The organism is Lentilitoribacter sp. EG35 (genome assembly GCF_040784015.1).
Taxonomy (GTDB): Bacteria; Pseudomonadota; Alphaproteobacteria; order Rhizobiales; family Rhizobiaceae; genus Lentilitoribacter.
Genome location: NZ_JBFNGQ010000002.1, coordinates 340,152 through 363,112 on the forward strand (window position 1 = coordinate 340,152; position 22,961 = coordinate 363,112).

The window sequence follows — 22,961 nt, forward strand, 5'->3', positions numbered from 1 at the left end:
CACTCCGTTACACCACATCGCGAAGAAATGCATCAAAAACTCGTCATTTTTGGTTTTCTTTTTCCGATATAGGTATTTCTCTGTAATCAGCCAGCGCCTTTGCTCGCTTCAATACACTTTCACCCGCACGTCCTGCAAGGGCTGCCGCATGAATAAAATTTCCTTCGCCAAGCACATTTGACATTTCATCGCTCGAGAACAACGAAAAAGAAGGCATTATCGCTTCTTCCGTCATCTTTGAGTAAAATGTTCTTGCTTGGTTTAACTTACGTATACCATCTTCGGCGGCATCAGTTGCATGAAAACTTGCTACTGCTTCGCCATTACGTAGAGCCGTATCAACTTTTGCTGATCCGGTAATAAACTGGCCTGCTTTACGGGCCATCCCAATCATACCTAAAGTTGACTTTGTCAGCAACATATCGACCGATGTCGATAAATTGTCCGGCACATCCACTTTAGATTTCAATGCGTTTGCAAAAACATTTCTATTTGCTGCCTGATCAATAATAGACTTTTTTGCAGTAACCCAGCAACCTCGGCCAGGTAACTTTTGCTTTAAATCAGGAACAAGTTCCCCTGATGGACCCACAACAAAGCGCACAAGCTCTTCGGCCTGCAGCTTTTCTCGGGTAACGATACACATGCGATCGTTCATATTGTCCATCCTGGGTCAACACCTTGCTCACATCAGTCTTTAAAGACTGATTCAGCTGTAGGCTCTACTTCTACAACCGGTTGATCTTCTTCTAAGAGCGCTTCTTCACCTTCTTCCAATTCAGTCGCAGCTGCATTCATTGCATCAAGCTCTTCTTGCGTAATCCAGCCTGCCGCTAAACGAGCAGACATAACCATGGCTTCTGCTTCATCGCGGGAAACTTCTTTACTGGAGAAAAGGCCCTCAAAACGTTTTGTTTCGCCATCTTTACGTTCAGTCCAACCAACAAGATCATCTGCGGCACAGCCAGCAAAATCTTCCATTGTTTTGATGCCATCCTCGCCAAGGGCAACGAGCATCGCCGTTGTAATACCGTCGATTGCCAGAATTTCATCCGAAACACCAAGCTCTTTGCGTTTTGCGTCAAGTTCACCCTCGATACGATCGAGATATTCACGCGCACGGGTTTGCAGCTCTTGTGCAGTATCAGCGTCAAAACCTTCAATAGATGATAGTTCATCAAGCTCAACATAGCCAACTTCTTCAACCTGGCTAAAGCCTTCAGAGGCCAGAACCTGACCAACCATTTCGTCTACATCAAGCGCTTTCATGAAGAGTTCTGAACGTTCTGTGAACTCTTTCTGACGACGAGAAGATTCTTCTTCTTCTGTCATGATGTCAATATCCCAGCCGGTAAGCTGAGAAGCCAGGCGTACATTTTGACCGCGACGACCGATCGCCAGTGAAAGCTGATCATCCGGCACAACAACCTCAATACGCTCTGCATCTTCATCCAAAACAACTTTCGCAACTTCCGCAGGCTGAAGCGCGTTCACGATAAAGCTTGCAGGAGATTGAGACCAAGGAATAATGTCAATTTTCTCGCCTTGCAGCTCGCCAACAACAGCCTGCACACGTGAACCACGCATACCAACACAGGCACCCACTGGATCAATTGACGAATCATTTGAAATCACCGCGATTTTGGCGCGTGAACCTGGGTCTCGAGCAACAGAGCGAATTTCGATAATACCATCGTAAATTTCCGGCACTTCCATCGTAAACAATTTAACCATGAATTGGGGGTGTGTACGAGATAGAAAAATCTGCGGGCCACGTTGCTCGCGGCGCACATCGTGCACATAAGCACGAACGCGATCACCATAACGAACATTTTCACGAGGGATCATTTCATCACGACGAATAATACCTTCACCACGACCCATATCGATAATCACATTACCATATTCAACACGTTTAACTGTGCCATTGACGATTTCACCAACACGATCTTTATATTCTTCAAATTGGCGATCGCGTTCTGCTTCACGAACTTTTTGCACAATAACCTGCTTTGCAGATTGTGCAGCAATGCGACCAAAGTCCATTGGGGGAAGCGGATCGTGCACTTCATCACCAACTTTAGCATCTGGATCGCGATCTTGTGCAATCATCAAAGCCATCTCAGTAGAATAATCTTCAACAACATCAACAACCGTCAGCATGCGTGTGAGTTTAATTTCACCAGTCTTAGGGTCAATATCAACTTGAATATTGGATTCTGTGCCGTATCTCGAACGTGCCGCTTTTTGAATTGCTTCGGCCATAGCATCGATAACGATCTCACGATCAATAGCTTTTTCCCGCGCAACTGCGTCAGCGATCTGCAACAGTTCAAGTCTATTTGCACTAACTGCCATTTTTGTCTCCATATGAGGGTATAAACCCATTTATTCCCTAATTAAGCAGCCCCAAATTGGGCTATCCCAAATTCACTTAACTCTATTACTCAGTTGTACCGTTGTTCGGTGAACCATTCTCATTGTCAGCTTTCCGTTGGGCCTTTTTTGCCTGCTTGTCAGCCTTTAATGCCTGATCAATAAGCTCATCCGTCAAGATCAACTTTCCTTCTGCATAGGCAGAAAACGGTATTGTCAAAATCGCCTCTTCATCGGGCGACGGATCATCGCGCTCAATGACAAAACCAGTTTCATCAACCTCACCTATCCAACCACGAAACCGTTTGCGACCTTCAACCATCACGGATGTTTCGCACTTTAAAATATGCCCAGCCCAGCGCACAAAGTCACCTTTACGAACCATTGGACGATCAATCCCGGGGGACGACATTTCCAAATGATAAGCTCGCTCGATAGGATCTTCCACCTCAAGCACTGGCGAAATCGCACGCGAAACAGCTTCACAATCTTGTACCGACATAGTGCCATCGGGACGCTCAGCCATAATTTGTAGCGTTAAACCGTTTTCGCCTGTGGTGCGGATGCGCACGAGCTGAAAACCCATAGATTCTATCACAGGCTCAACGATCTCGGCAACTTTAGCTTCTAATCCAGTTTCTACAAAAAGCCGTGGCTCAATTTCAGATATTTGTTCCAAGTGTCACATAATCCGTCAATGTTAAATTGTCTTCAAGTAACAAAAAAGAGCGGGTCCGGTAGGGCCCACTCTTGTTCATCAGATCAAGATTTGTGATCTATTTAGTATGATTTGCCACAAAATGCAAGCGAGTCATCGACGACCTTCTCCTCATACAGACTTAACATTTCTAAAAATGAAAAAAAACATCAATCCAATCAGGACAAAATGGATTATTTCGAAAACAAGCTCCAGAGCAACATATTCAAACGTAGGAGATACGGCAAATTTTGCCGGAACGACCAATGCGGCATAAGTTATTAGGAAAACACCAAATCCTACAGTTAACATCAGCGCCGTTTTTAGAGTTGGCGCGAGTGGAAAAAATTTACCAAATAGATAGGTGATGGTAATCGCTTGAATAACGATTGCTACAAAACCAAGCGGTATAATTGGCTCTGACCTATATGCCGACACCGCAAGCGCTGAATATGCCTCTTTAAAAAACACTAAATTCCATATGATCGCCCAGGCAAATGTAACAGCAATGTAAGAAGCGAAAGCCACAATCTGTCGTTTAATACTCATATATATTCCTCCAAATTTAACTTGTTTTTTGCAAGTAAATTATTTTTAATGTGATTCACTTGTTAATTGCAAGTATTATATAATATGCTAAACTCATCCCATGGTGAAAGATTCTAAAATAAGCTGGGATGGATGCCCCGTGCGGTACGCAGCATCCATCTTTGCTGACCGCTGGAGTTTTATGCTGCTCCGAGATGTACTGTTCAAAGGCAGGCGCTACTACGGCGAGTTTTTGGATGCAGGTGAAGGCATATCAACAAATATTCTTGCTGATAGACTAGGCAAACTGGAAGCTTCGGGAATTTTTACGCGTCACAGAGACCAAATTAAAAAATCGAAGGTCTATTACCTACCAACAGAAAAGGCATTGGAACTTATTCCTATTTTCCTATCAATCATTGAGTGGGCGGAGCGTCATGATGAGAATACAGAAGTGCCAAGGGATTTTATAACATCTTATCGAAATGACGCTGACGCCACTATTTTAGAATCCAAGAAGCTCATTTCGCTCGTGAATGAGCAGATAACTAAACTAAATTAAGGACCTCCATTGGCATATAATGAAGAAACTGCGGATAGATTTCGTAAGAAATTGGGTCTTATGGATGGTGTCGGCGAGAAAAAAATGATGGGCGGCATATGCTTTCTTCATCATGGCAACATGATCGGCGGCGTATCAATTGAGAAGAAAACTGGTATCGACAAATTTATGTTTCGTGTTGGCAAGGATAACGAAGACGAAGCGATTGCACAGTATGGAGCCAAAGCACTCTCATTTACAGGCCGGCGAATGGGTGGTCTTGTTGAGAAGGCTTGCACGGAGTGCAACAACGATGATCTTGATGGATTGATTTCTCTTTCCATGAGTTTTGTCGGTCAACTTCCACCTAAAAAACCAAAAGAAACGAAGTAAATCCTGACGTTTCCGCATTATATAGACGAGTTGACGCATCATAAAATCTGGCGCACAAAGATTTGTCTCACTTAAATACCTGATTTCGCACCAAATACTGAAAGCAAACCATGTCAGCTACTTTTGATCTCACGGAAGGTTCTATACCGAACCATTTCAAAAAAATCGCCATTCCCGCTGCCATAGGCATGATTTTTACGACACTCTACAATGTTGTTGATGTATTTTACGCGGGGCTTTTGTCCACCGATGCACAAGCAGGCTTAGCTATAGCCTTTCAGGTCTTTTTTGTTCTGGTTGCTCTTGGAATTGGCCTCAGCTCAGCTATGGGCGCGCTTGTTGGCAACGCATTGGGAGCCAAAGATAACCGTTTGGCCAAAGAAATAGCGACACAAGGCATTGGATATGGCACTATTGCGTCTGTCTTCTTCGGTATTCTTGGCTTTTTCTTTGGTGCAGACCTTATTGCAATTATTACAGAAGCAGGCGCTTATCGTGACGCAGCGAACAATTATTTCCTCGTTATGTTGCTTGCAGCTCCGGCGTTCTTACTCACATTTGGCGCTAATGGTATTTTACAGGCGCAAGGTGATACGGTCTCTATGGAACGTGCACAAATTGCCGCCTTCTTTGCAAATCTTATATTAAATCCATTGTTTATCTTCGGCATTCCAGGTTTTGTTGATGGCATCGGCTTCACCGGACTTGCACTCTCAACCGTGGTCAGCCAAACAGGTGTAATGACATTCATACTCTATCGAGTATGGAAATCTGACCTTATGAAAGCAGATGCTCCTGCAAGTTTTACACCTCACTTTCCAACTTATAAAGACATCACAGCACAAGCGCTGCCATCCAGCTTCACCATGGTTGTCATGATGTTCTCTGGTTTTGTTATTCAATTTTACCTGAAAGGATTTGGTGGAGACGCAGTCGCTGCCTATGGTGTAGCACTTCGTGTCGAGCAGCTCTTGCTGCTGCCGGCCTTTGGCCTCACAGGCGCATTATTACCTATTGCCGCACAAAACTTTGGGGCGAAAAACTACGACCGCGTGCGTGAAGCATTTATGTTCTGCTGTAAAGTTGGCATCGTCATGATGCTTGCAGCCTCCGGAATTCTCTGGCTCGCTGCGGAGCTATTGATGGGAATTTTCTCAGATAATTCTGAAGTGCAGAGAATAGGTGCCCAATATCTACGGGTTGATGGTTTTATTCTGCCCGTTTATCTCGTTCTGTTCGCAATAAACTCCTTACTGCAAGCCTTTAAGAAGCCCGTCTGGACATTGATTATCGGTATCTATCGACAGGGGCTAGCGGTTGCTGCCTTTGTCTATATCTTCGTTGTCTTATTAGATTTCGGCACTTTGGGTGTCTGGCTTGGCGTCGCGACTAGTGTGATAACGGGACTGCTATTCTCAATTATTGTAACAGAAGGTATTGCGCGCAAACAAATTGGCGGCATTTTATTTTCAAAACCGAAAGCAGTCGCACAACCCAGCTAGGCTTTCACCTAAAAAACATCCAGTTCTGATCGGGGCCAGCGAATAGATACTTGCGCACCAGTTTCTGGATATTCAAGATTGTTGAATTTGAGGTTCGCACCTGAACGCTCAAGCAGTGTTTTTGCGATAAACAAGCCTAGACCTAAACCGCCTGCCTTATCTAACTGAGAGCCACTACGATGTTTCATATAAGGCTCGCCAATCTGCTGAATCATATGCTGACTATAGCCTGGACCATCATCGGTAATAACTATTTCAACGATATTTGCATCATACCGGGCTTTTATCGTCACCTCGTCACATGCAAAATCAACCGCATTCTCCATCAGATTTCCAAGCCCAAACAGGATACCAGCATTTCGACGACTAACAGGTTCATTTTCAGTTTTTGCATCAATTGAGCTGATAAGTTCAATACCGAATTCACGATGCGGGGCGACAACCTCTTCAATCAATGAACTAAATGGCAAACGTCGCATATGCTCTTCATCTTCAGCTGACAAAGTGGTCAATCTCTGCAAAATATCGCGGCAACGTTCGCTCTGGCTGGTTAGCAATTGCACATCTTCATGGAAGGGGCTGTCCGGGCCGATTGCACGCTGCATTTCCTTTGCCACGACAGAAATTGTCGCCAAAGGGGTGCCAAGCTCATGTGCGGCGGCGGCAGCCAAACCATCAATTGCGGATAGATGTTGTTCGCGTTGAAGCGCCAGTTCCGTGGCGCTTAGCGCACCTGCGAGTGCATTGGCTTCAGCAGAAACGCGATAGGCATAAAATGCAGCAAAGGCTGTGGTTGAAACAATCGCGATCCACACACCGAAGAGAAAGACACGCGGAATTTCAAGTTGTGTGCCTTCGTACCAAGGCAATGGCAAGGAATAGAAGCCAAGCACGGACACACTAAAAAAAGTTACCAGACCAAGCAGGAGCGTGCGGCTCATTGGCAAAGATGCTGAGGAAATTATGACAGGCACACATATCAGAATGGAAAACGGATTTGCCAAACCGCCCGTCATGAACAACAATCCAGATAATTGAAGCACATCAAAACCAAGTACAAGCATTGCAGATACTGGCGTTAGTCGCCGTGTAGAAGGGTTCCTCTGTGCCAAGTAAATATTCAAAACAATAGAAATAGCGACAAGACTTAGACAATAACCGACCGGCAGCGGAAACTTTAAAAACATCGCCACGAACAATATCGTTGCAATCTGACCAGCTACCGCCAACCAGCGAAGCCTGATAAGTGTTTGTAAACGCAACATACGTGAGCGCGAAAATTCTTCAGCCGCTGTCGATGACAAATTCATTACATAATAACCTCAACCCAGAATTTAACGTTGGCGTTTAACGGGCGGTTTAGCATTTGCAGGATCATCTGGCCAATCATGTTTTGGATAACGCCCCCGCATATCGCTGCACACATCTGACCAAGAACCTTTCCAAAACCCGGGCAAATCACGGGTCAACTGAATTGGCCTTTGCGCTGGCGATAAAAGCTCGACAAGTAATGGAACCTTACCGTTTAAAATCGATGGATGATGCTTCTGGCCAAAAAATTGCTGCGCACGAAGTGAAATTGCAGGGCCTTCATTGCGATACTCAATTATGGCACTCTTTCCATTTTCAAGCTTAAAATGGGTCGGCACCATATCATCAAGCTGTCGTGCCTGATCCCAATTAAGAAGAGTTTTAATACCATTTTCTAAACTTTGCGCAGAAATATTCTTGATCGAGAGGACATCAATTTGAAATGGCAAAAACCATTGATCAAGTGATCCAATCAAACCTTCATCAGATAGGTTCGGCCAATTTTCATCGTAGTTTAGTCGTAGATATTCAGAGCGGTCTATCCATTGGTGAAGTGACTTTGAAAAGTGTAGTTTTTTAATACCAACTTGTGAAATACCATCCGCTAAAGCTTCTGCCGCGGCAGCGCCCTCAGGCTTAGACAACTGTTTTTCCTGCAAGATAATTGCACCCAAGCGCTTTTGATACCTTGCTCGAACCGATTGACTTTGACGATCAAAGTAACATTCTTCAGCTTCTTGCAAAACGCCGTGCGGAAGATCATCCAACTCAGCCATGTCAAATCGACATGCCGACAATACACGCGGGGCGGCGGCTCTGCCGGTTAGGTCTGCGATAATAAGCATCGGCTCTGATGCTAGCTTATTCATATGATCAATCACCGCACCCCTACCATTTGCCATCGTGAACTGACCATCTTTACTGCGTTGTTTTGCAATCCGATCTGGAAACGCTGTTGCGAGTAATCCACCAACTGACCGCGCATCATATCTTGGCAATGTTTTAGCTGACTGCTCTGCCATTCTGGCAATTCTCTCTGCCAGCTTGCGGGATGAAACTGCGCGTTTACTTCTGTCATTTTCAAAACGCTGCAAGCGGTATTCGATATCAACATCATTACCACCCAAACCCTGCTCAGAGAGAAGGACTGATAGTTTGGCCGCCAGTAATGCCTGCTCACATTTTGCGGCATCAATTACCATAGCAGCCAAGCGCACAGATAAGGGCAATAGTCGGACAGATTTTCCAAGCTCGGTTAGGTTAGCCTTTTGATCAATCGCGCCAATTTTACGCAATAGGGCCAAAGCCGCCTCGACTGCAGATGACGGTGGCTCTGTTAAAAATGCTAACTGATGTAGGTCGCTCACACCCCATGATAGACAATCCAGCATAAGCGTTGACAGATCACTTGATAGTATCTCCGGTGCCGTAAATTTTGGCAAAGCTGCTTGCTGTTCTTTTTGCCACAAACGCAAAGCTATTCCGGGTTCTGTTCGCCCCGCACGGCCGGCACGCTGGGTGGTTGCAGCTTGGGATGCCTTTATTGTTTCAAGCCGTGTGATACCTGTTACCGCTTCAAAGAAGGCTTCTCGACGAAGTCCAGAATCAATAACAATCCGTACGCCGTCAATTGTGATTGAGGTTTCAGCAATTGATGTGGCCAATACAACTTTCCGTCCCGTCCCTTTAATTGGCTGGATTGCGGCATCCTGATCTTTCATTGGCATAGATCCGAAGAGCATATGACATTCAACACCATCGCCAATTCTGTTTTCCAGCCGATCGTAAACACGTTTTATTTCACCCTGACCGGGCAAGAAACATAGAATGGAACCCTCTTCTGATGCGAGTATGTTTGCGATCGCATCAACCATGACATCCTCAATGCGATCATTGGCTCGTCGTGGTTGATAACGAATATCAATCGGGAAAGTTCGACCTTCAGAAATGACCGTAGCTGCATCAGGTAAGATGCGGTTGATTTCTTCAATATCGAGTGTTGCAGACATTACCAAAATCTTGAGATCTTCCCGCAAACCAGCCTGAACATCAAGCGTCAGCGCAAGACCAAAATCCGCATCCAGTGAGCGTTCATGAAACTCATCAAAGATCACGCACTCAATGCCGGATAGTTCCGGATCATCCAAAACCATCCGTGTGAAAACGCCTTCGGTCACCACTTCAATACGGGTTTTATCGGATATCTTGGTATCAAGCCGCATACGATAACCGATGGTTTGGCCAACATCATCACCATGTAACACGGCCATCCGGTGTGCTGCAGAACGAGCCGCCAAACGCCGCGGTTCAATAAGGATGATCTTACCACCTTCATACCAACTGCTTTCCAAAATCTTCAAAGGAACGACAGTCGTTTTACCTGCGCCAGGTGGCGCTGCGATAATGAGATTATTTCGTCGCGCCAACTCTTCTTCAATGTCGCTTAGAACATCATTGATGGGAAGATATGAAGAACTCATTCATTTTCCAAAAACGCAAATTTATTAGCAAAGTTAATGCGCTTCGTCCCAATTTTCCGCAGCGCGAGCATCTACTTTCAATGGAACAGACATCGATAGCGCTGGCATTGAAGCTGTTTCCATCACTGATTTGACCAAATCAATAGTCGGCTCAGTTTCGGCTTCAACGGTTTCAAAAATCAATTCATCATGAACCTGCAGAAGCATTTTTGCCTGCAAACCAGCATCAGCCAAAGATTGATCCATCTTGACCATTGCACGGCGGATAATGTCTGCCGCTGACCCTTGGATCGGTGCGTTGATTGCAGCACGTTCATTAAATGCACGAACTTGATGGTTGGATGATTTTACATCCGGGAAATTAATTCTTCGACCAAATATTGTCTCGACAAAACCTTGTTCTTTCGCCAAGGTTTTGGTGTTTTCCATATAATCTTTGATGCCAGGGAAACGTTCGAAATACATTTTAATATAATCGCTGGCTTCGCCGCGCGGAATGCCGAGTTGATTGGCGAGGCCAAAGGCTGAAATCCCGTAGATGATACCAAAATTAATTGCCTTTGCTCTGCGGCGAACTTCGCTTGGCATATCTTTGATAGGCACACCGAACATTTCGGAGGCAGTCATAGCATGAATGTCCAAACCATCCGCAAAGGCTTGCTTTAACGTCGTAAGATCTGCCACGTGAGCTAAGACACGTAACTCAATCTGACTATAATCAGCGGAGATAAGCGTATTACCTTTTTCAGGTACGAAAGCGGTTCTAATTTTGCGACCTTCAGCGGTCCGAACTGGAATATTTTGCAAATTTGGATCGTTTGATGAAAGCCGCCCGGTTGATGTTGATGCCATTGCATAGGACGTGTGTACACGCTTTGTTACGGGGTGAATATGATTTGGCAACGCGTCAGTATATGTTGATTTTAGCTTTGTAAGCTGGCGCCAATCAACAATTTTTCGCGGCAGTTCATGACCTTCCGCGGCTAAATCTTCCAACACTTGTGCAGATGTTGACCATTGACCCGTTTTGGTTTTTGCACCACCTGGCACACCCATTTTCCCAAAGAGGATTTCACCCAATTGCTTGGGCGAGCCAATGTTAAAATTCTCACCAGCAAGTTCGTAAATTTCAGCTTCAAGCCCCGCAGCACCTTGCGCCAATTCGCCAGATAACCGTGATAGAATCTGACGATCTACTGAAATGCCCCGCGATTCCATATCGACAAGCACTTTAACCAGAGAGCGCTCTAGACGCTCATAGACTGATACCAATCCATCCGCTACGAGGCGAGGTTTGAGCGCATACCAAAGACGTAATGTTATGTCGGCATCTTCTGCGGCATAGGCTGTGGCTTTTTCGATCTCGACCAGATCAAACGTAATTGCTGATTTTCCTGAACCCGCAACTTCTTTATAGGGAATAGGTTTGTGACCAAGCCAACGATCAGCAAGCACATCCATGCCGTGACCACCGGAACTTCCGTGACCTACACCTGCATCGAGTACGTAGGACAAAAGCATCGTGTCATCAAATGACACCACATCAATATCAAGCTGCTTTAGAACCAGCATATCATATTTAAGATTTTGAGCGATTTTAAGCAGAGATGCATCTTCCAGGACATCTTTAAGCCGCGCGAGCGCCTGATCAAAGTTGATCTGGTTCTCATCCAGTCCGCCTCCAAGCAGATCATCTACACCCGTCTTATGCGTAAGTGGCACATAAGCAGCTTTAACCTTGAGGTCACTATCTTTTCCCTCGAAATAGGCAATTGAGAAGCCCACCAACTCCGCCTGCATCGCATCAAGCGACGTTGTTTCTGTGTCGAATGCAAATGTACCTTTTGCTCTGATATCAGCACACCATCTATCAAGGGTTTCAATATCACGAATTGTCTCATAAGTGCTATGATCAATGTTGGATTGTGCGACACGTTCTGCACGGGCATTTACGAGTTTACGCGGCGTATATTTTGCAGCGCTTGAACCATCATTTGGGCCATCTTCCGCATCGCTATCTTCAGGATCAAGATCAGGTCCACGGGCGTTCTCCCATTCGATCACCAATTCAGCTGGTTCGATAGTATCCGCATCGGAACCCGTGTCGGCCGCAACACGCTTGGTAAGCGTTGTCATCTCCATAGCTTTTAAATAGCTGATAAGCATCGGCCCATTGGGTTGCTCCAAAAATAACCCATCTAAATCAACGTCAAGTTCAACATCATCACGAAGACGAACAAGCTCGCGCGAGATACGTGCATTGTCAGCAAATTCAATAAGGTTTTCACGACGTTTATTCTGCTTAATCTCACCAGCACGTTCAAGTAGGGTATCCAAATTGCCAAATTGTTCAAGCAGCTGGGCCGCAGTTTTGGGTCCAATACCTGGAACACCCGGAACGTTATCAACCGAATCGCCGGCCAATGCTTGCAAATCTATCATTTGCTCAGGCGGGACACCCCACTTTTCGATAACTTCCGGCACCTGAATATGTTTGTTTTTCATCGTATCAAGCATCGACACCTGATCACCAACAAGCTGCATTAAATCTTTATCTGACGAAATAATCGTGCAGTCCGCACCCGCTTCTCGAACATGGCGGGCATAGGTTGCAATAATATCATCAGCTTCAAAGCCCTCTTTATCTATGCAAGGCAGGTTAAACGCCTTTGTAGCCTGACGGATTAGCCCAAATTGTGGGCGCAAATCTTCTGGTGGCGCATCACGATTGGCTTTGTATTCAGGATAAAGCTCGTTGCGAAATGTCTTTGATGAATGATCAAAAATCACTGCAAAATGAGTGGGTGTAACACCATCATTTTCATCTCGGGCGGAAGAAACGAGCTTCCACAGCATATTACAAAAGCCTGATACCGCTCCTACGGGCAAACCGTCAGATTTGCGCGTTAGAGACGGCAGGGCGTGATAAGCTCTGAAAATATAGCCAGAGCCGTCGACGAGGAAGAGATGATCACCTTTTTTCATGCTTCTGATTTAACGCCTAAAACCGCCAACGTCCATGCCAGATTTTTCTTTTCAACTTAGACTTATGGGTTACACTAAAACACCTGTCGAATCAGAGGTTGAAACACGCCTGTGCGTACAATCACATAAATGTTACAAATAATTAATATATTGGCCATTGTTTCGCCGCTTTCCTAACCCCAAATAACTCACATAGGCGTTACAAGCCGCTGTCTGGAAAAAAGCTTCCCCTGCTGATCCAGCCAGTCAAGAGCCTCACCCTCCCCCCCTCATAGGGTAGGCTCCAAATAAAATGCCACCATGACCATCCCCCTCCGGTTATGGTGGCTTTTCTTTTTATCCAAATGTGATTACATCAAACTAAGATTTAGTCGATAGCTCCAATTCGTTTAACAGGATAAACTTAATGCCTTCAATTACACCCGTTTTAGAAAAAGCAGATGCAAACCTGGATACAAGCCTTGAACGCTTGTTCGAACTACTGGCTATTCCGTCGATCTCGACAGATCCGGCATATAAAGATGATTGTTATAGAACAGCTACTTTTTTAGCTGATTATCTTAATAAACTTGGTTTTAGTGCGGATGTAAGAGACACAATCGGTCACCCAATGGTTGTTGGCCATCATGCCTGTGAAAACCCAGATGCGCCGCATGTTCTTTTTTATGGACACTATGATGTACAGCCAGTTGATCCTATAGAGTTATGGGACTATGATCCATTTACACCACAAATCTTGGAACGAAATGGCCGCAAAGTAATCGCAGGGCGTGGTTCTAGCGATGATAAGGGGCAACTCATGACGTTTGTGGAAGCTTGCCGAGCCTATAAAGAAACCCACGGAGAACTTCCTTGCAAGATCACAATTTTATTTGAAGGCGAAGAAGAATCTGGCTCCCCATCTCTTCAACCTTTTCTTGAAGCCAATAAGGATGAGTTAAAAGCCGACTTTGCTCTCGTTTGTGATACATCTATGTGGAACCATGAAACACCGGCGATCCCCACAAGCTTGCGCGGATTGTTGGGCGAAGAAGTGACAATTCATGCGGCATCTCGCGATCTGCATTCAGGTCTTTATGGTGGCGCAGCCGCTAACCCGATTACGATCTTAGCCCGTATTGTTGCCGATCTACACGATAGGGATGGTAAAATAACCATTGATGGGTTTTATCATGGTGTTGAAGAAACACCTGAACAGATTAAACAAGCGTGGAGAAGTCTAGGCCAAAGTGATGAAGAATTTTTGGGTGATGTTGGTTTGTCCAAATGCTTTGGCGAGAAAGGTCGCTCCGCCCATGAACTTACATGGGCACGCCCAACTGCCGAAATTAACGGGATTACTGGCGGCTATACCGATGATGGCTTCAAAACCGTTATTCCAGCGCAGGCCAGCGCGAAAATCTCATTCCGTCTCGTTGGCAAGCAAGATGCAGAGAAAATACGTGTGTCCTTCCATAGATTTGTAGAAGAACGTTTGCCCGAAGACTGCACAGTAAGTTTTAAAGATCACGGCGCATCTGGCGGTATCGCATTACCATTTGATTCTCCGATCATAGAAAAAACCAAAACTGCCCTTTCGGATGAATGGCCAAAACCAACCGTTCTTGTTGGTATGGGCGGCTCCATTCCCATCGTTGGCGATTTTCAAACATTTCTTGGTATGGAATCCGTACTTGTTGGCTTTGGGCTTGCTGACGATCAGCTCCACTCTCCCAATGAAAAATACGAGCTAAATTCATTCCATAAAGGTATTCGTTCATGGATCCGTATCCTAAACGCTTTAGCCTAAAGAAAGAGAACCGAGACATACAACGAAGAGTATGGTTAATAGTGAGCTTAACCTCCCCTTAAATTGCAACATATAGATTGCGCCTAAATAAGTATTTTAAAGAATCGATTCTGGCGCATAAATGGCACGAAAAACAACAAAAAAGAGGGTAGAACCGAGTTTTAGAAAGAAAGCTACGGCTAGGAAACCCAACAAAACCACAGCAAAATCTGGTGCTAGAAGGCGTAACTCTTCCAAATCTGGTGGCTCAAAGTCGCGTTCTGGGTCCGCACGTAGAAAAAACAAGTCTCGCAGTTTACTTGTTCGCTTTGTCAAATCATCGGTATACTGGTGCTTTGTTTTGGGTATTTGGGGCGCTCTCGCCGTCGGTGGTCTTTTTGCATTTTACGGTGCGCAAATGCCAGCTGCTGACAGCTGGGAAGTTCCAAAACGTCCACCAAATGTGAAAATTGTAGCGCTTAACAGTCAAATTATTGCAAATCGCGGTGCGACAGGCGGGGAAGCATTGCTTTTGAGCGATATGTCTCCATTTATTCCGCAAGCTGTCATTGCGATTGAAGATCGTAGATTTTACTCCCATTTCGGCATCGACCCAATCGGCCTGGCTCGTGCAATGTTTTCAAATGTTATGGCAGGCCGAACCGTACAGGGTGGCTCGACCCTGACACAACAGTTAGCAAAAAACCTATTTCTTTCACCTGAGCGAACTTTGGAACGAAAAGTACAAGAGGTTTTGCTTTCTGTCTGGCTCGAACATAATTTCACAAAAGACCAGATTTTGGAAATGTACCTTAATCGAGTTTACTTTGGTTCTGGTGCATATGGTGTACAGGCGGCCTCTCGCCGCTACTTCCATAAACCCGCAAGCGATGTCACATTATCGGAAGCAGCGCTACTGGCGGGTCTTTTAAAAGCTCCCTCGCGACTGTCACCTGCTCGTAATCCGGATGCTGCTGAAGCAAGAGCGCAGGTTGTGCTTGGCTCCATGAGCCGTTCTGGTTTCATTGACGACAATCAAGCAACCGTTGCACTCACTCAGCCTCAAATACGGGCAAAAAGCTATTGGTCTGGTTCTGAGAACTTTGCTGCTGACCGTGTCATGAGCGATCTTAAGAAAGTTATTGGCGAGGTGAAGGAGGATCTCATTGTTGAGACTACGCTTGACCTAAATCTACAAAAAGATGCCGAAGTCATCTTACGCGATACGCTCGATCAAAATGGGAAAAAATACGCCGTTAAAGAAGGCGCGATTGTTGCTCTGGATGCAAACGGTGCAATTCGCATTCTGATTGGCGGTCGCAGCTATGAAACAAGCCAATATGACAGGGCAAGTGGCGCAAAGCGTCAACCTGGTTCAGCATTTAAGCCTTTTGTCTACGCGGCAGCGCTCGAACAAGGTCGCACACCTCAATCTGTTCGTAATGATGCGCCAGTGCGCATCAATAAGTGGACACCCAAAAATTACGATCAAAAATATCGCGGTCCCGTAACACTCACTGTAGGATTATCCAAGTCACTTAATACGATCGCTGCTCAACTTGTCATGGAGGTTGGGCCAAAAAATGTTGCCAAAACTGCACGTCGTTTGGGTATCGAATCAAAACTTACACCCAACGCGTCCATTTCCTTGGGAACATCTGAGGTCACACTGCTTGAACTAACATCCGCGTATGCACCATTTATGAATGGCGGCTACAAGGCCACACCGCATATTATATCTCGTGTCATGACGACTAGTGGGCGCGTTCTATATGAAAGCTCATTTCAAAACCCACCTCGCGTTCTTTCAACTGGTGTTGTTCAAGATATGAATTACATGCTGACGGAGGTCGTTCGGTCAGGGACTGGGCGCAAAGCACAAATCGATAATTGGCAGGTGGCAGGCAAAACTGGGACAAGTCAGTCTTTCCGAGATGCGCTCTTTGTCGGTTACACAGCAAACCTAACCATGGGTGTTTGGCTTGGTAATGACAATGGTAAGCCGACTCAAAAAGTAACAGGCGGTGGATTGCCAGCACAAATCTGGCAAAAAGTTATGACAAATGCGCATTATGGTGTACCCGTTGCCTCACTACCACGCGTGACGGTCACCGCACCATTGGGTGAGATTTCAAATATAAACGGAACTGATAATGAGCCACTTGATCTTACGCGCGATCTAAAACCCATTCCAAATATTTCTATCGAATCAACCAGCTCTATCCCTATACCAGCACAACGCGACCAAGCATCAAAGCCGCGGCGCCAAGCGCAAATCAAACCGCAAACCAGATCACAATCTGCCGGGTTAACGCCACCCGGGGATGTCGGTCGAAAGTCTCAAAAATCCAGACCTGATAGGCCAAAATCCATACTTGATGTCATTTTGGGGCAATAATTTTTAGAAAATTTGCGATTCTTCTCTAAAAGTTGCAACTCAATGGCTTGCAGTCTGATCAAACCCTTCTTATATAGGCCTCAGATAGCAAAGGGGTGTTTTTGCTAGCCAAATACCACATCCTTTGGTAAATGGACCGCTTTAGCGGAACACCTTAATATGTCAGTACCCATAGGGGTTGTTTTGGAATGCTGAATTTCGGTTCCAACAACTCGCTTTTAGGAGAAAGAAGAGAATGGCAAAAGTAATAGGAATTGACTTGGGAACTACAAACTCCTGTGTCGCAGTAATGGATGGCGGAGAAGCTAAAGTTATCGAGAATGCAGAAGGCGCACGTACAACGCCTTCAATGGTTGCATTTTCTGATGATGGCGAGCGTCTTGTTGGTCAACCCGCGAAACGTCAGGCAGTGACGAACCCAACCGATACACTATTTGCTGTAAAGCGTTTGATCGGTCGTCGTTTTACGGACAAAATGGTCAAAAAAGATAAAGACCTTGTCCCATATGAAATCGTCAAAGGCGAAAATGGCGATGCATGGGTTAAAGCGTCCGGTAAGGATTATTCACCATCACAAGTTTCTGCGATGATTCTTCAAAAAATGAAAGAAACAGCTGAAGCTTACCTTGGCGAGACTGTCCAACAGGCAGTTATCACTGTTCCTGCTTACTTTAATGATGCACAGCGTCAAGCAACTAAAGATGCAGGCAAGATTGCTGGCCTTGAAGTTCTGCGGATCATCAACGAACCAACCGCTGCGGCTCTTGCATACGGCCTTGATAAAAAAGAAGGCAAAACAATTGCAGTCTACGATCTTGGCGGTGGTACATTCGATGTATCCATCCTAGAAATCGGCGACGGTGTTTTCGAAGTTAAATCAACCAATGGTGATACATTCTTGGGTGGTGAAGATTTTGACATGCGTTTGGTTGAATATCTTGCGACTGAATTTAAGAAAGACCAGGGTGTAGACCTTAAAAGCGATAAGCTTGCTCTTCAACGCTTGAAAGAAGCTGCTGAAAAAGCAAAAATCGAATTGTCTTCAACGACACAAACTGAAATCAACCTTCCGTTCATCACAGCTGATGCTTCAGGTCCAAAACACTTAACAATGAAACTTACTCGTGCAAAGCTTGAAAATCTCGTTGATGATTTCGTTCAGCGCACAGTTGGTCCATGTAAAGCAGCTCTTAAAGATGCTGGCATTTCTGCTGGTGAGATCGACGAAGTTGTTCTTGTGGGCGGCATGACACGTATGCCTAAAATCCAGGAAGTTGTTAAAGAATTCTTTGGTAAAGAGCCGCACAAAGGTGTGAACCCGGATGAAGTTGTTGCCATGGGTGCAGCTATTCAGGGCGGTGTTTTACAAGGTGATGTTAAAGACGTTCTTCTTCTAGATGTGACCCCTCTTTCACTTGGTATTGAAACATTAGGTGGTGTTTTCACTCGTCTGATTGATCGCAACACAACAATTCCAACGAAGAAAAGCCAGGTCTTCTCAACTGCTGAAGATAACCAAAATGCTGTGACTATTCGTGTGGCTCAAGGTGAGCGTGAAATGGCTGCGGATAACAAAAATCTTGGCCAGTTTGATCTTGTAGGTATTCCTCCGGCTCCGCGTGGCGTTCCACAAATCGAAGTTACATTTGATATCGATGCCAATGGTATTGTAAATGTATCGGCGAAAGATAAAGGCACAGGCAAAGAACACCAAATTCGCATTCAAGCGTCTGGCGGCCTGTCTGATGATGATATCGATGATATGATCAAAGAAGCTGAAAACAATGCGGAAGCGGATAAAAAGCGTCGCGAGACAGTTGAAGCTAAAAACAATGCGGAAAGCTTGATCGATTCATCTAAAAAGTCGCTTGAAGAATATGGCGATAAAGTTTCTGAAGATGATCGTGATGCAATTTCTGCAGCGATCGAAGGCTTGGAAGAAGCTGTTGCAGCTGAAGAACCAGATGGTGATGTTATCAGCGAGAAAACACAAGTTCTCATGGAAGCTTCCATGAAACTTGGTCAGGCAATGTATGAGGCTCAGCAAGCTGAAGAGCAAGCTGCCGCTGATGCGGATGCCGCGGCAGATGCAGCAGCTGACGACAATGTTGTTGATGCTGACTTTGAAGAAGTTGATGACGCTGATAGCGATCAAAAATCTGCTTAAATCCAACTTATAAACAATTGGCGATCACCAAATTTAAACTGGGATCGCCAATTGCACACTAACGGATATTTCTCAAATGGCAAAAGCTGACTTCTACGAATTGCTCGGCGTTTCAAAGAGCGCGGACGAGAAAGAGCTGAAAAGCGCTTTCCGTAAACTTGCCATGAAACACCATCCGGATAAAAACCCAGACAATCCGGAAGCTGAGAAAAAATTCAAAGAAATTAATGAAGCCTATGAGACGTTGAAAAACCCTCAAACACGTTCCGCTTACGATCAGTATGGTCATGCCGCTTTTGAACAAGGCGGCCCAGGTGCTGGCGGTGGCGGCTTCGGCGGCGGCGGCGCTGGCGGGTTCCATGATATTTTCGAAGATATCTTTGGAGATATGATGGGTGGTGGTGGCGCTCGCACACAACGATCAAGTGGTGGTCGCGAGCGTGGTGCTGATCTTCGTTACAATATGGAAATTTCTCTTGAAGAGGCTTATGAGGGTAAAACTGCTCAAATCCGTGTGCCGACTTCTGTTTCATGTACAACATGCTCAGGCTCCGGTGCAAAACCAGGCAGCAGTCCAACCACTTGCTCTACATGTGGTGGCATTGGTCGCGTACGCGCAGCGCAAGGTTTCTTCTCTGTAGAGCGCACTTGTCCGACATGTCACGGTAATGGTCAGATGATTTCTGATCCTTGCACCAAATGTTCTGGTCAGGGCCGTGTCTCCGAAGAAAAATCACTATCGGTTAATATTCCTGCAGGTATCGAAGATGGTACACGTATTCGCGTTGCCGGAGAAGGCGAAGCAGGACAACGCGGCGGTCCAACGGGCGACTTATATATCTTCTTATCTGTTAAGCCGCATGAATTTTTCCAGCGCGAAGCTGCTGATCTATATTGTGCGGTACCGATTTCTATGGCGAAAGCTGCCCTTGGTGGTAAGTTTGAAGTCACCACACTTGATGGCACTAAGTCCCGCATCACGATCCCTGAAGGTACACAATCAGGCAAAGAGCTTCGAATGCGCGGCAAAGGTATGCCGGTGATGCGCTCTAGCCAAATGGGTGATCTATACATTCGTGTTGCGGTTGAAACACCACAAAATTTGAGTAAGCGTCAAAAAGAGCTATTGGAAGAATTCCAAGAAATTTCATCTAAAGAAAATAGCCCAGAAACATCGGGTTTTTTCTCTAAGATGAAGGGTTTCTTTGATACATTAAGCGATTAATAGAATTGTTTTTCGCTTTTCTTGACAAAGTAACTTCTTTTCGCCGAAATTAACCATTAGTTAAGAATTCTCAAACGGCCTTAGACTTGCACTGTTAGCTTGTATATGTTCGTCGAAAAGTTGGTAACAAGGTTTCTGAGGGCGACATGCGTCTTGATATCGCAAATAAAATAGTCAAAAAATTCGATGATGAAATCGTATTTTTGAAAGGTATGATTTCCTCGCCGGATACAGTTGGATCTATCGTTCCCACATCACGTACAACTGCACGATGTATGGCTCGGCAAATTGATTTAACATCAGATCTGCCAGTCCTTGAACTAGGGCCAGGGACAGGCGTCATAACGAAAGCTATCCTAAACGAAGGCGTTAAACCAGAAGACCTTTATTGTGTTGAATATTCGGATATTTTTGCAAAACGCCTAGTCAAAGCATTTCCAAACGTCAATATTTTGAATGGTGATGCATTTCGTCTCGATGACGTTTTGAATGATAAAAAAGATCAAATTTTTAATACGATTATTACATCTATGCCATTGTTGAATTTTCCGATGGTGAAACGTATTTCGCTTATTGAAGATCTGCTTGATCGACTGCCTAACGGTCGGCCAATAATCTTGTTTTCCTATAGTGCGACAGCACCGGTCCCGACAGACAGTCAAAATTTCAAAGTAAAATCGATAAGTTGGGTATTCCGCAATGTGCCGCCTGCACGTGTTTGGGCTTATACTCGCCGATAAATTAGCGCGATAGTTAGGCTCTTAACATCATGATAAAAAAAATTCTTGTTATTCCCGGATCAAACAGATCTGGCTCCCATAATGTCAAACTTGCGGCAGCAGCGGCAAAGGAGTTTGCATTACTTGGTGCTGACGTTACGCGAATATCTCTTCTTGATTACCCGCTCCCACTATATGATGAGGACTTGAAAAGTAACGATGGCATTCCGAAAAATGCGTCCAAAATAGCCAGTTTAATTGCCTTACACGATGGCGTATTCATCGCAAGCCCTGAATATAATGCGTCAGTCTCACCTCTGCTTAAAAACATGATCGATTGGGTGAGTGTAATCCGTGAAATCGATGGCAGAGCTTTTGCGCCATGGAAAGAAGCAACCCTGGCACTGGGTGCAGCTTCTCCCGGCAATCTTGGCGGAGTGCGCGGGTTGAACCACCTACGGTCAATCATGGTTTCTATAGGAAGTCTCGTTATCTCGGAGCAAGTATTAGTACCAAAAGCGGGAACCGCATTTGGTGAAGATGGCTCAATCTCAAGCGAGCGAACAGCCAAATCTTTGTCAAATACGTGTCGGTCACTTTTCAGAGCTAGCGCTTAATAAACTTATCTGAAACCCCAATACTTATCAGATACTTTCGTCTGTTACGTTTAGTCACCTTGCAGTTTTTATGCGGTTCTGTCACAAGATCAGAAAATCATAAGTGCGGGAATAGATTATGGCTACCAATCACGATGTCAAAAATCAACTGATCGTCGCCCTAGATGTACCAAGCGTTAAAGAGGCTGAAACTATCGTCACTGAACTCGGTGATAGTGCAATATATTACAAAATTGGTCACCAGCTTGGATTTGCTGGTGGGCTATCATTTGCATCTGACTTGATCAAAGACGGCAAAAAAATCTTTCTTGATATGAAATTGCTGGATATCGACAATACTGTCGCAAAGGGCGTTGAGAGTATTGCCAAAATGGGCGTTTCCATGCTCACCATACATGCTTACCCAAAGGCAATGCGAGCAGCTGTCGAGGCCGCAAAAGGTTCTGAGCTTACTCTGCTTGGGGTGACAGTTTTAACATCTATGGATGGTAACGATCTGCTTGAAGCAGGGTACTTACATTCTGACCCTACCGAACTGGTTAAAGCTCGTGCAAAACAAGCAGCTGACGCTGGCATGGGCGGCGTTGTTTGCTCTGCGCAAGAAGCAGCAATTGTTCGTCAGATTGTCGGCGAAGACATGGCCATTGTAACACCAGGCATCCGGCCTGCTGGTGCTGATTTGGGCGACCAAAAACGGGTTATGACACCTTCTCAAGCTATCGAAGCTGGCGCAAGTCACCTCGTTATCGGCCGTCCGATTGTGGCAGCTAGTGATAGGCGTGCCGCAGCGCTTAATATCATCATGGATATGACGAATATCGAAGCTCAAACGATAACAACGCCTGCTGCAGCTCCGAAACCGAAAGGCTATTGGATCGCGCGGATCGATGCGCAAGATGGTAGTGAAGAGCATTATCAAGACTACATCAACACGGCAAAGCCTGCTTTCGAAAAATATGGTGCAAAATTTATCGTAAGAGGCGGCAATTCAATTGCTGTCGAAGGCCAAGGTCGCAAACGAAACATCATTATAGAGTTTGAATCATTAGAAGTGGCGCAAGCATGCTATAATTCGGAGCAATATCAAAAGGCGACCGCGATCAAACTAGCAGTTGCAGATAGTGAAATTATTTTGGTAGAAGGTTTGCAGTAATTATGTCTTGCTGGTAACAGGGCATAAACTTGTGCGCACTATAGTAAGCTTATCGCAAATTTTACAAAAATGATCTAGAAACTTGTGAAATACCAACCGTT

General features: G+C 45.2%; 17 protein-coding genes and 1 pseudogene. 11 read left to right on the forward strand and 7 right to left on the reverse strand.

Annotation, left to right across the window (positions count from 1 at the left end; translation table 11 throughout):
- Positions 1-43 precede the first annotated feature (43 nt).
- From AB2J24_RS05520 to AB2J24_RS05535, 4 genes are all read right to left on the reverse strand, one after another.
- Positions 44-667: an RNA-binding protein gene (locus tag AB2J24_RS05520; protein WP_367384730.1), complete on the reverse strand. Its 624-nt coding sequence runs from the start codon at positions 665-667 to the stop codon at positions 44-46.
- 23 nt (positions 668-690) lie between these two features.
- Positions 691-2,358 (reverse strand): transcription termination factor NusA, encoded by a 1,668-nt coding sequence (gene nusA, locus AB2J24_RS05525; RefSeq protein ID WP_367384731.1) that lies wholly within the window; start codon positions 2,356-2,358, stop codon positions 691-693.
- 85 nt (positions 2,359-2,443) lie between these two features.
- On the reverse strand, positions 2,444-3,055 hold the full coding sequence (gene rimP, locus AB2J24_RS05530) for a ribosome maturation factor RimP (protein ID WP_162654350.1): 612 nt from the start codon (positions 3,053-3,055) through the stop codon (positions 2,444-2,446).
- A gap of 150 nt (positions 3,056-3,205) precedes the next feature.
- Positions 3,206-3,622, reverse strand: coding sequence for a hypothetical protein (locus AB2J24_RS05535; protein ID WP_367384732.1), 417 nt, complete (start codon positions 3,620-3,622; stop codon positions 3,206-3,208).
- Positions 3,623-3,761: 139 nt separating this feature from the next.
- Here AB2J24_RS05535 and AB2J24_RS05540 point away from each other — a divergent pair, with 139 nt between their 5' ends.
- The 3 genes from AB2J24_RS05540 (at position 3,762) to AB2J24_RS05550 (ending at position 6,037) form a co-directional block, all read left to right on the forward strand.
- Positions 3,762-4,163: a winged helix-turn-helix transcriptional regulator gene (locus AB2J24_RS05540; RefSeq protein WP_197742881.1), complete on the forward strand. Its 402-nt coding sequence runs from the start codon at positions 3,762-3,764 to the stop codon at positions 4,161-4,163.
- 9 nt (positions 4,164-4,172) lie between these two features.
- On the forward strand, positions 4,173-4,535 hold the full coding sequence (locus tag AB2J24_RS05545) for a TfoX/Sxy family protein (protein ID WP_367384733.1): 363 nt from the start codon (positions 4,173-4,175) through the stop codon (positions 4,533-4,535).
- A 110-nt stretch (positions 4,536-4,645) separates the two neighbouring features.
- Positions 4,646-6,037 carry an MATE family efflux transporter gene (locus tag AB2J24_RS05550; protein ID WP_367384734.1) on the forward strand — a complete coding sequence of 464 codons (1,392 nt, stop codon included), beginning with the start codon at positions 4,646-4,648 and terminating at the stop codon, positions 6,035-6,037.
- Between the two features lie 8 nt (positions 6,038-6,045).
- On the opposite strand, the gene AB2J24_RS05555 is transcribed toward AB2J24_RS05550, so the two are convergent.
- From AB2J24_RS05555 to polA, 3 genes are read right to left on the reverse strand one after another with little or no spacing between them, the layout of a single operon-like run.
- Positions 6,046-7,347, reverse strand: coding sequence for an ActS/PrrB/RegB family redox-sensitive histidine kinase (locus tag AB2J24_RS05555; protein WP_367384735.1), 1,302 nt, complete (start codon positions 7,345-7,347; stop codon positions 6,046-6,048).
- A gap of 24 nt (positions 7,348-7,371) precedes the next feature.
- On the reverse strand, positions 7,372-9,828 hold the full coding sequence (hrpB, locus tag AB2J24_RS05560) for an ATP-dependent helicase HrpB (protein WP_367384736.1): 2,457 nt from the start codon (positions 9,826-9,828) through the stop codon (positions 7,372-7,374).
- A gap of 33 nt (positions 9,829-9,861) precedes the next feature.
- Positions 9,862-12,813, reverse strand: coding sequence for a DNA polymerase I (polA, locus tag AB2J24_RS05565; protein ID WP_367384737.1), 2,952 nt, complete (start codon positions 12,811-12,813; stop codon positions 9,862-9,864).
- 406 nt (positions 12,814-13,219) lie between these two features.
- Here polA and AB2J24_RS05570 point away from each other — a divergent pair, with 406 nt between their 5' ends.
- The 8 genes and pseudogenes from AB2J24_RS05570 (at position 13,220) to AB2J24_RS05605 (ending at position 22,860) form a co-directional block, all read left to right on the forward strand.
- Entirely contained in the window at positions 13,220-14,602 is a 1,383-nt protein-coding gene (locus tag AB2J24_RS05570) for a M20/M25/M40 family metallo-hydrolase (RefSeq protein ID WP_367384738.1), read from the forward strand.
- A gap of 121 nt (positions 14,603-14,723) precedes the next feature.
- Positions 14,724-16,979 (forward strand): transglycosylase domain-containing protein, encoded by a 2,256-nt coding sequence (locus AB2J24_RS05575; RefSeq protein WP_367384739.1) that lies wholly within the window; start codon positions 14,724-14,726, stop codon positions 16,977-16,979.
- Between the two features lie 178 nt (positions 16,980-17,157).
- Positions 17,158-19,146: a molecular chaperone DnaK gene (gene dnaK, locus AB2J24_RS05580; protein ID WP_367384740.1), complete on the forward strand. Its 1,989-nt coding sequence runs from the start codon at positions 17,158-17,160 to the stop codon at positions 19,144-19,146.
- A gap of 76 nt (positions 19,147-19,222) precedes the next feature.
- On the forward strand, positions 19,223-20,371 hold the full coding sequence (gene dnaJ / locus AB2J24_RS05585; protein ID WP_367384741.1) for a molecular chaperone DnaJ: 1,149 nt from the start codon (positions 19,223-19,225) through the stop codon (positions 20,369-20,371).
- Positions 20,372-20,517: 146 nt separating this feature from the next.
- On the forward strand, positions 20,518-21,111 hold the full coding sequence (gene pmtA / locus AB2J24_RS05590) for a phospholipid N-methyltransferase PmtA (RefSeq protein ID WP_367384742.1): 594 nt from the start codon (positions 20,518-20,520) through the stop codon (positions 21,109-21,111).
- Positions 21,112-21,140: 29 nt separating this feature from the next.
- The gene (locus tag AB2J24_RS05595; RefSeq protein WP_367384743.1) at positions 21,141-21,707 is read left to right on the forward strand and encodes an NADPH-dependent FMN reductase; all 567 of its coding nucleotides are present in this window, start codon (positions 21,141-21,143) and stop codon (positions 21,705-21,707) included.
- Between the two features lie 118 nt (positions 21,708-21,825).
- A pseudogene (gene pyrF, locus AB2J24_RS05600) lies at positions 21,826-22,518 on the forward strand (orotidine-5'-phosphate decarboxylase); the annotation flags it as partial.
- Entirely contained in the window at positions 22,516-22,860 is a 345-nt protein-coding gene (locus AB2J24_RS05605; RefSeq protein WP_244627974.1) for a DUF1330 domain-containing protein, read from the forward strand. The pseudogene pyrF and the gene AB2J24_RS05605, both read left to right, overlap by 3 nt.
- The last annotated feature ends 101 nt before the right edge of the window (positions 22,861-22,961 follow it).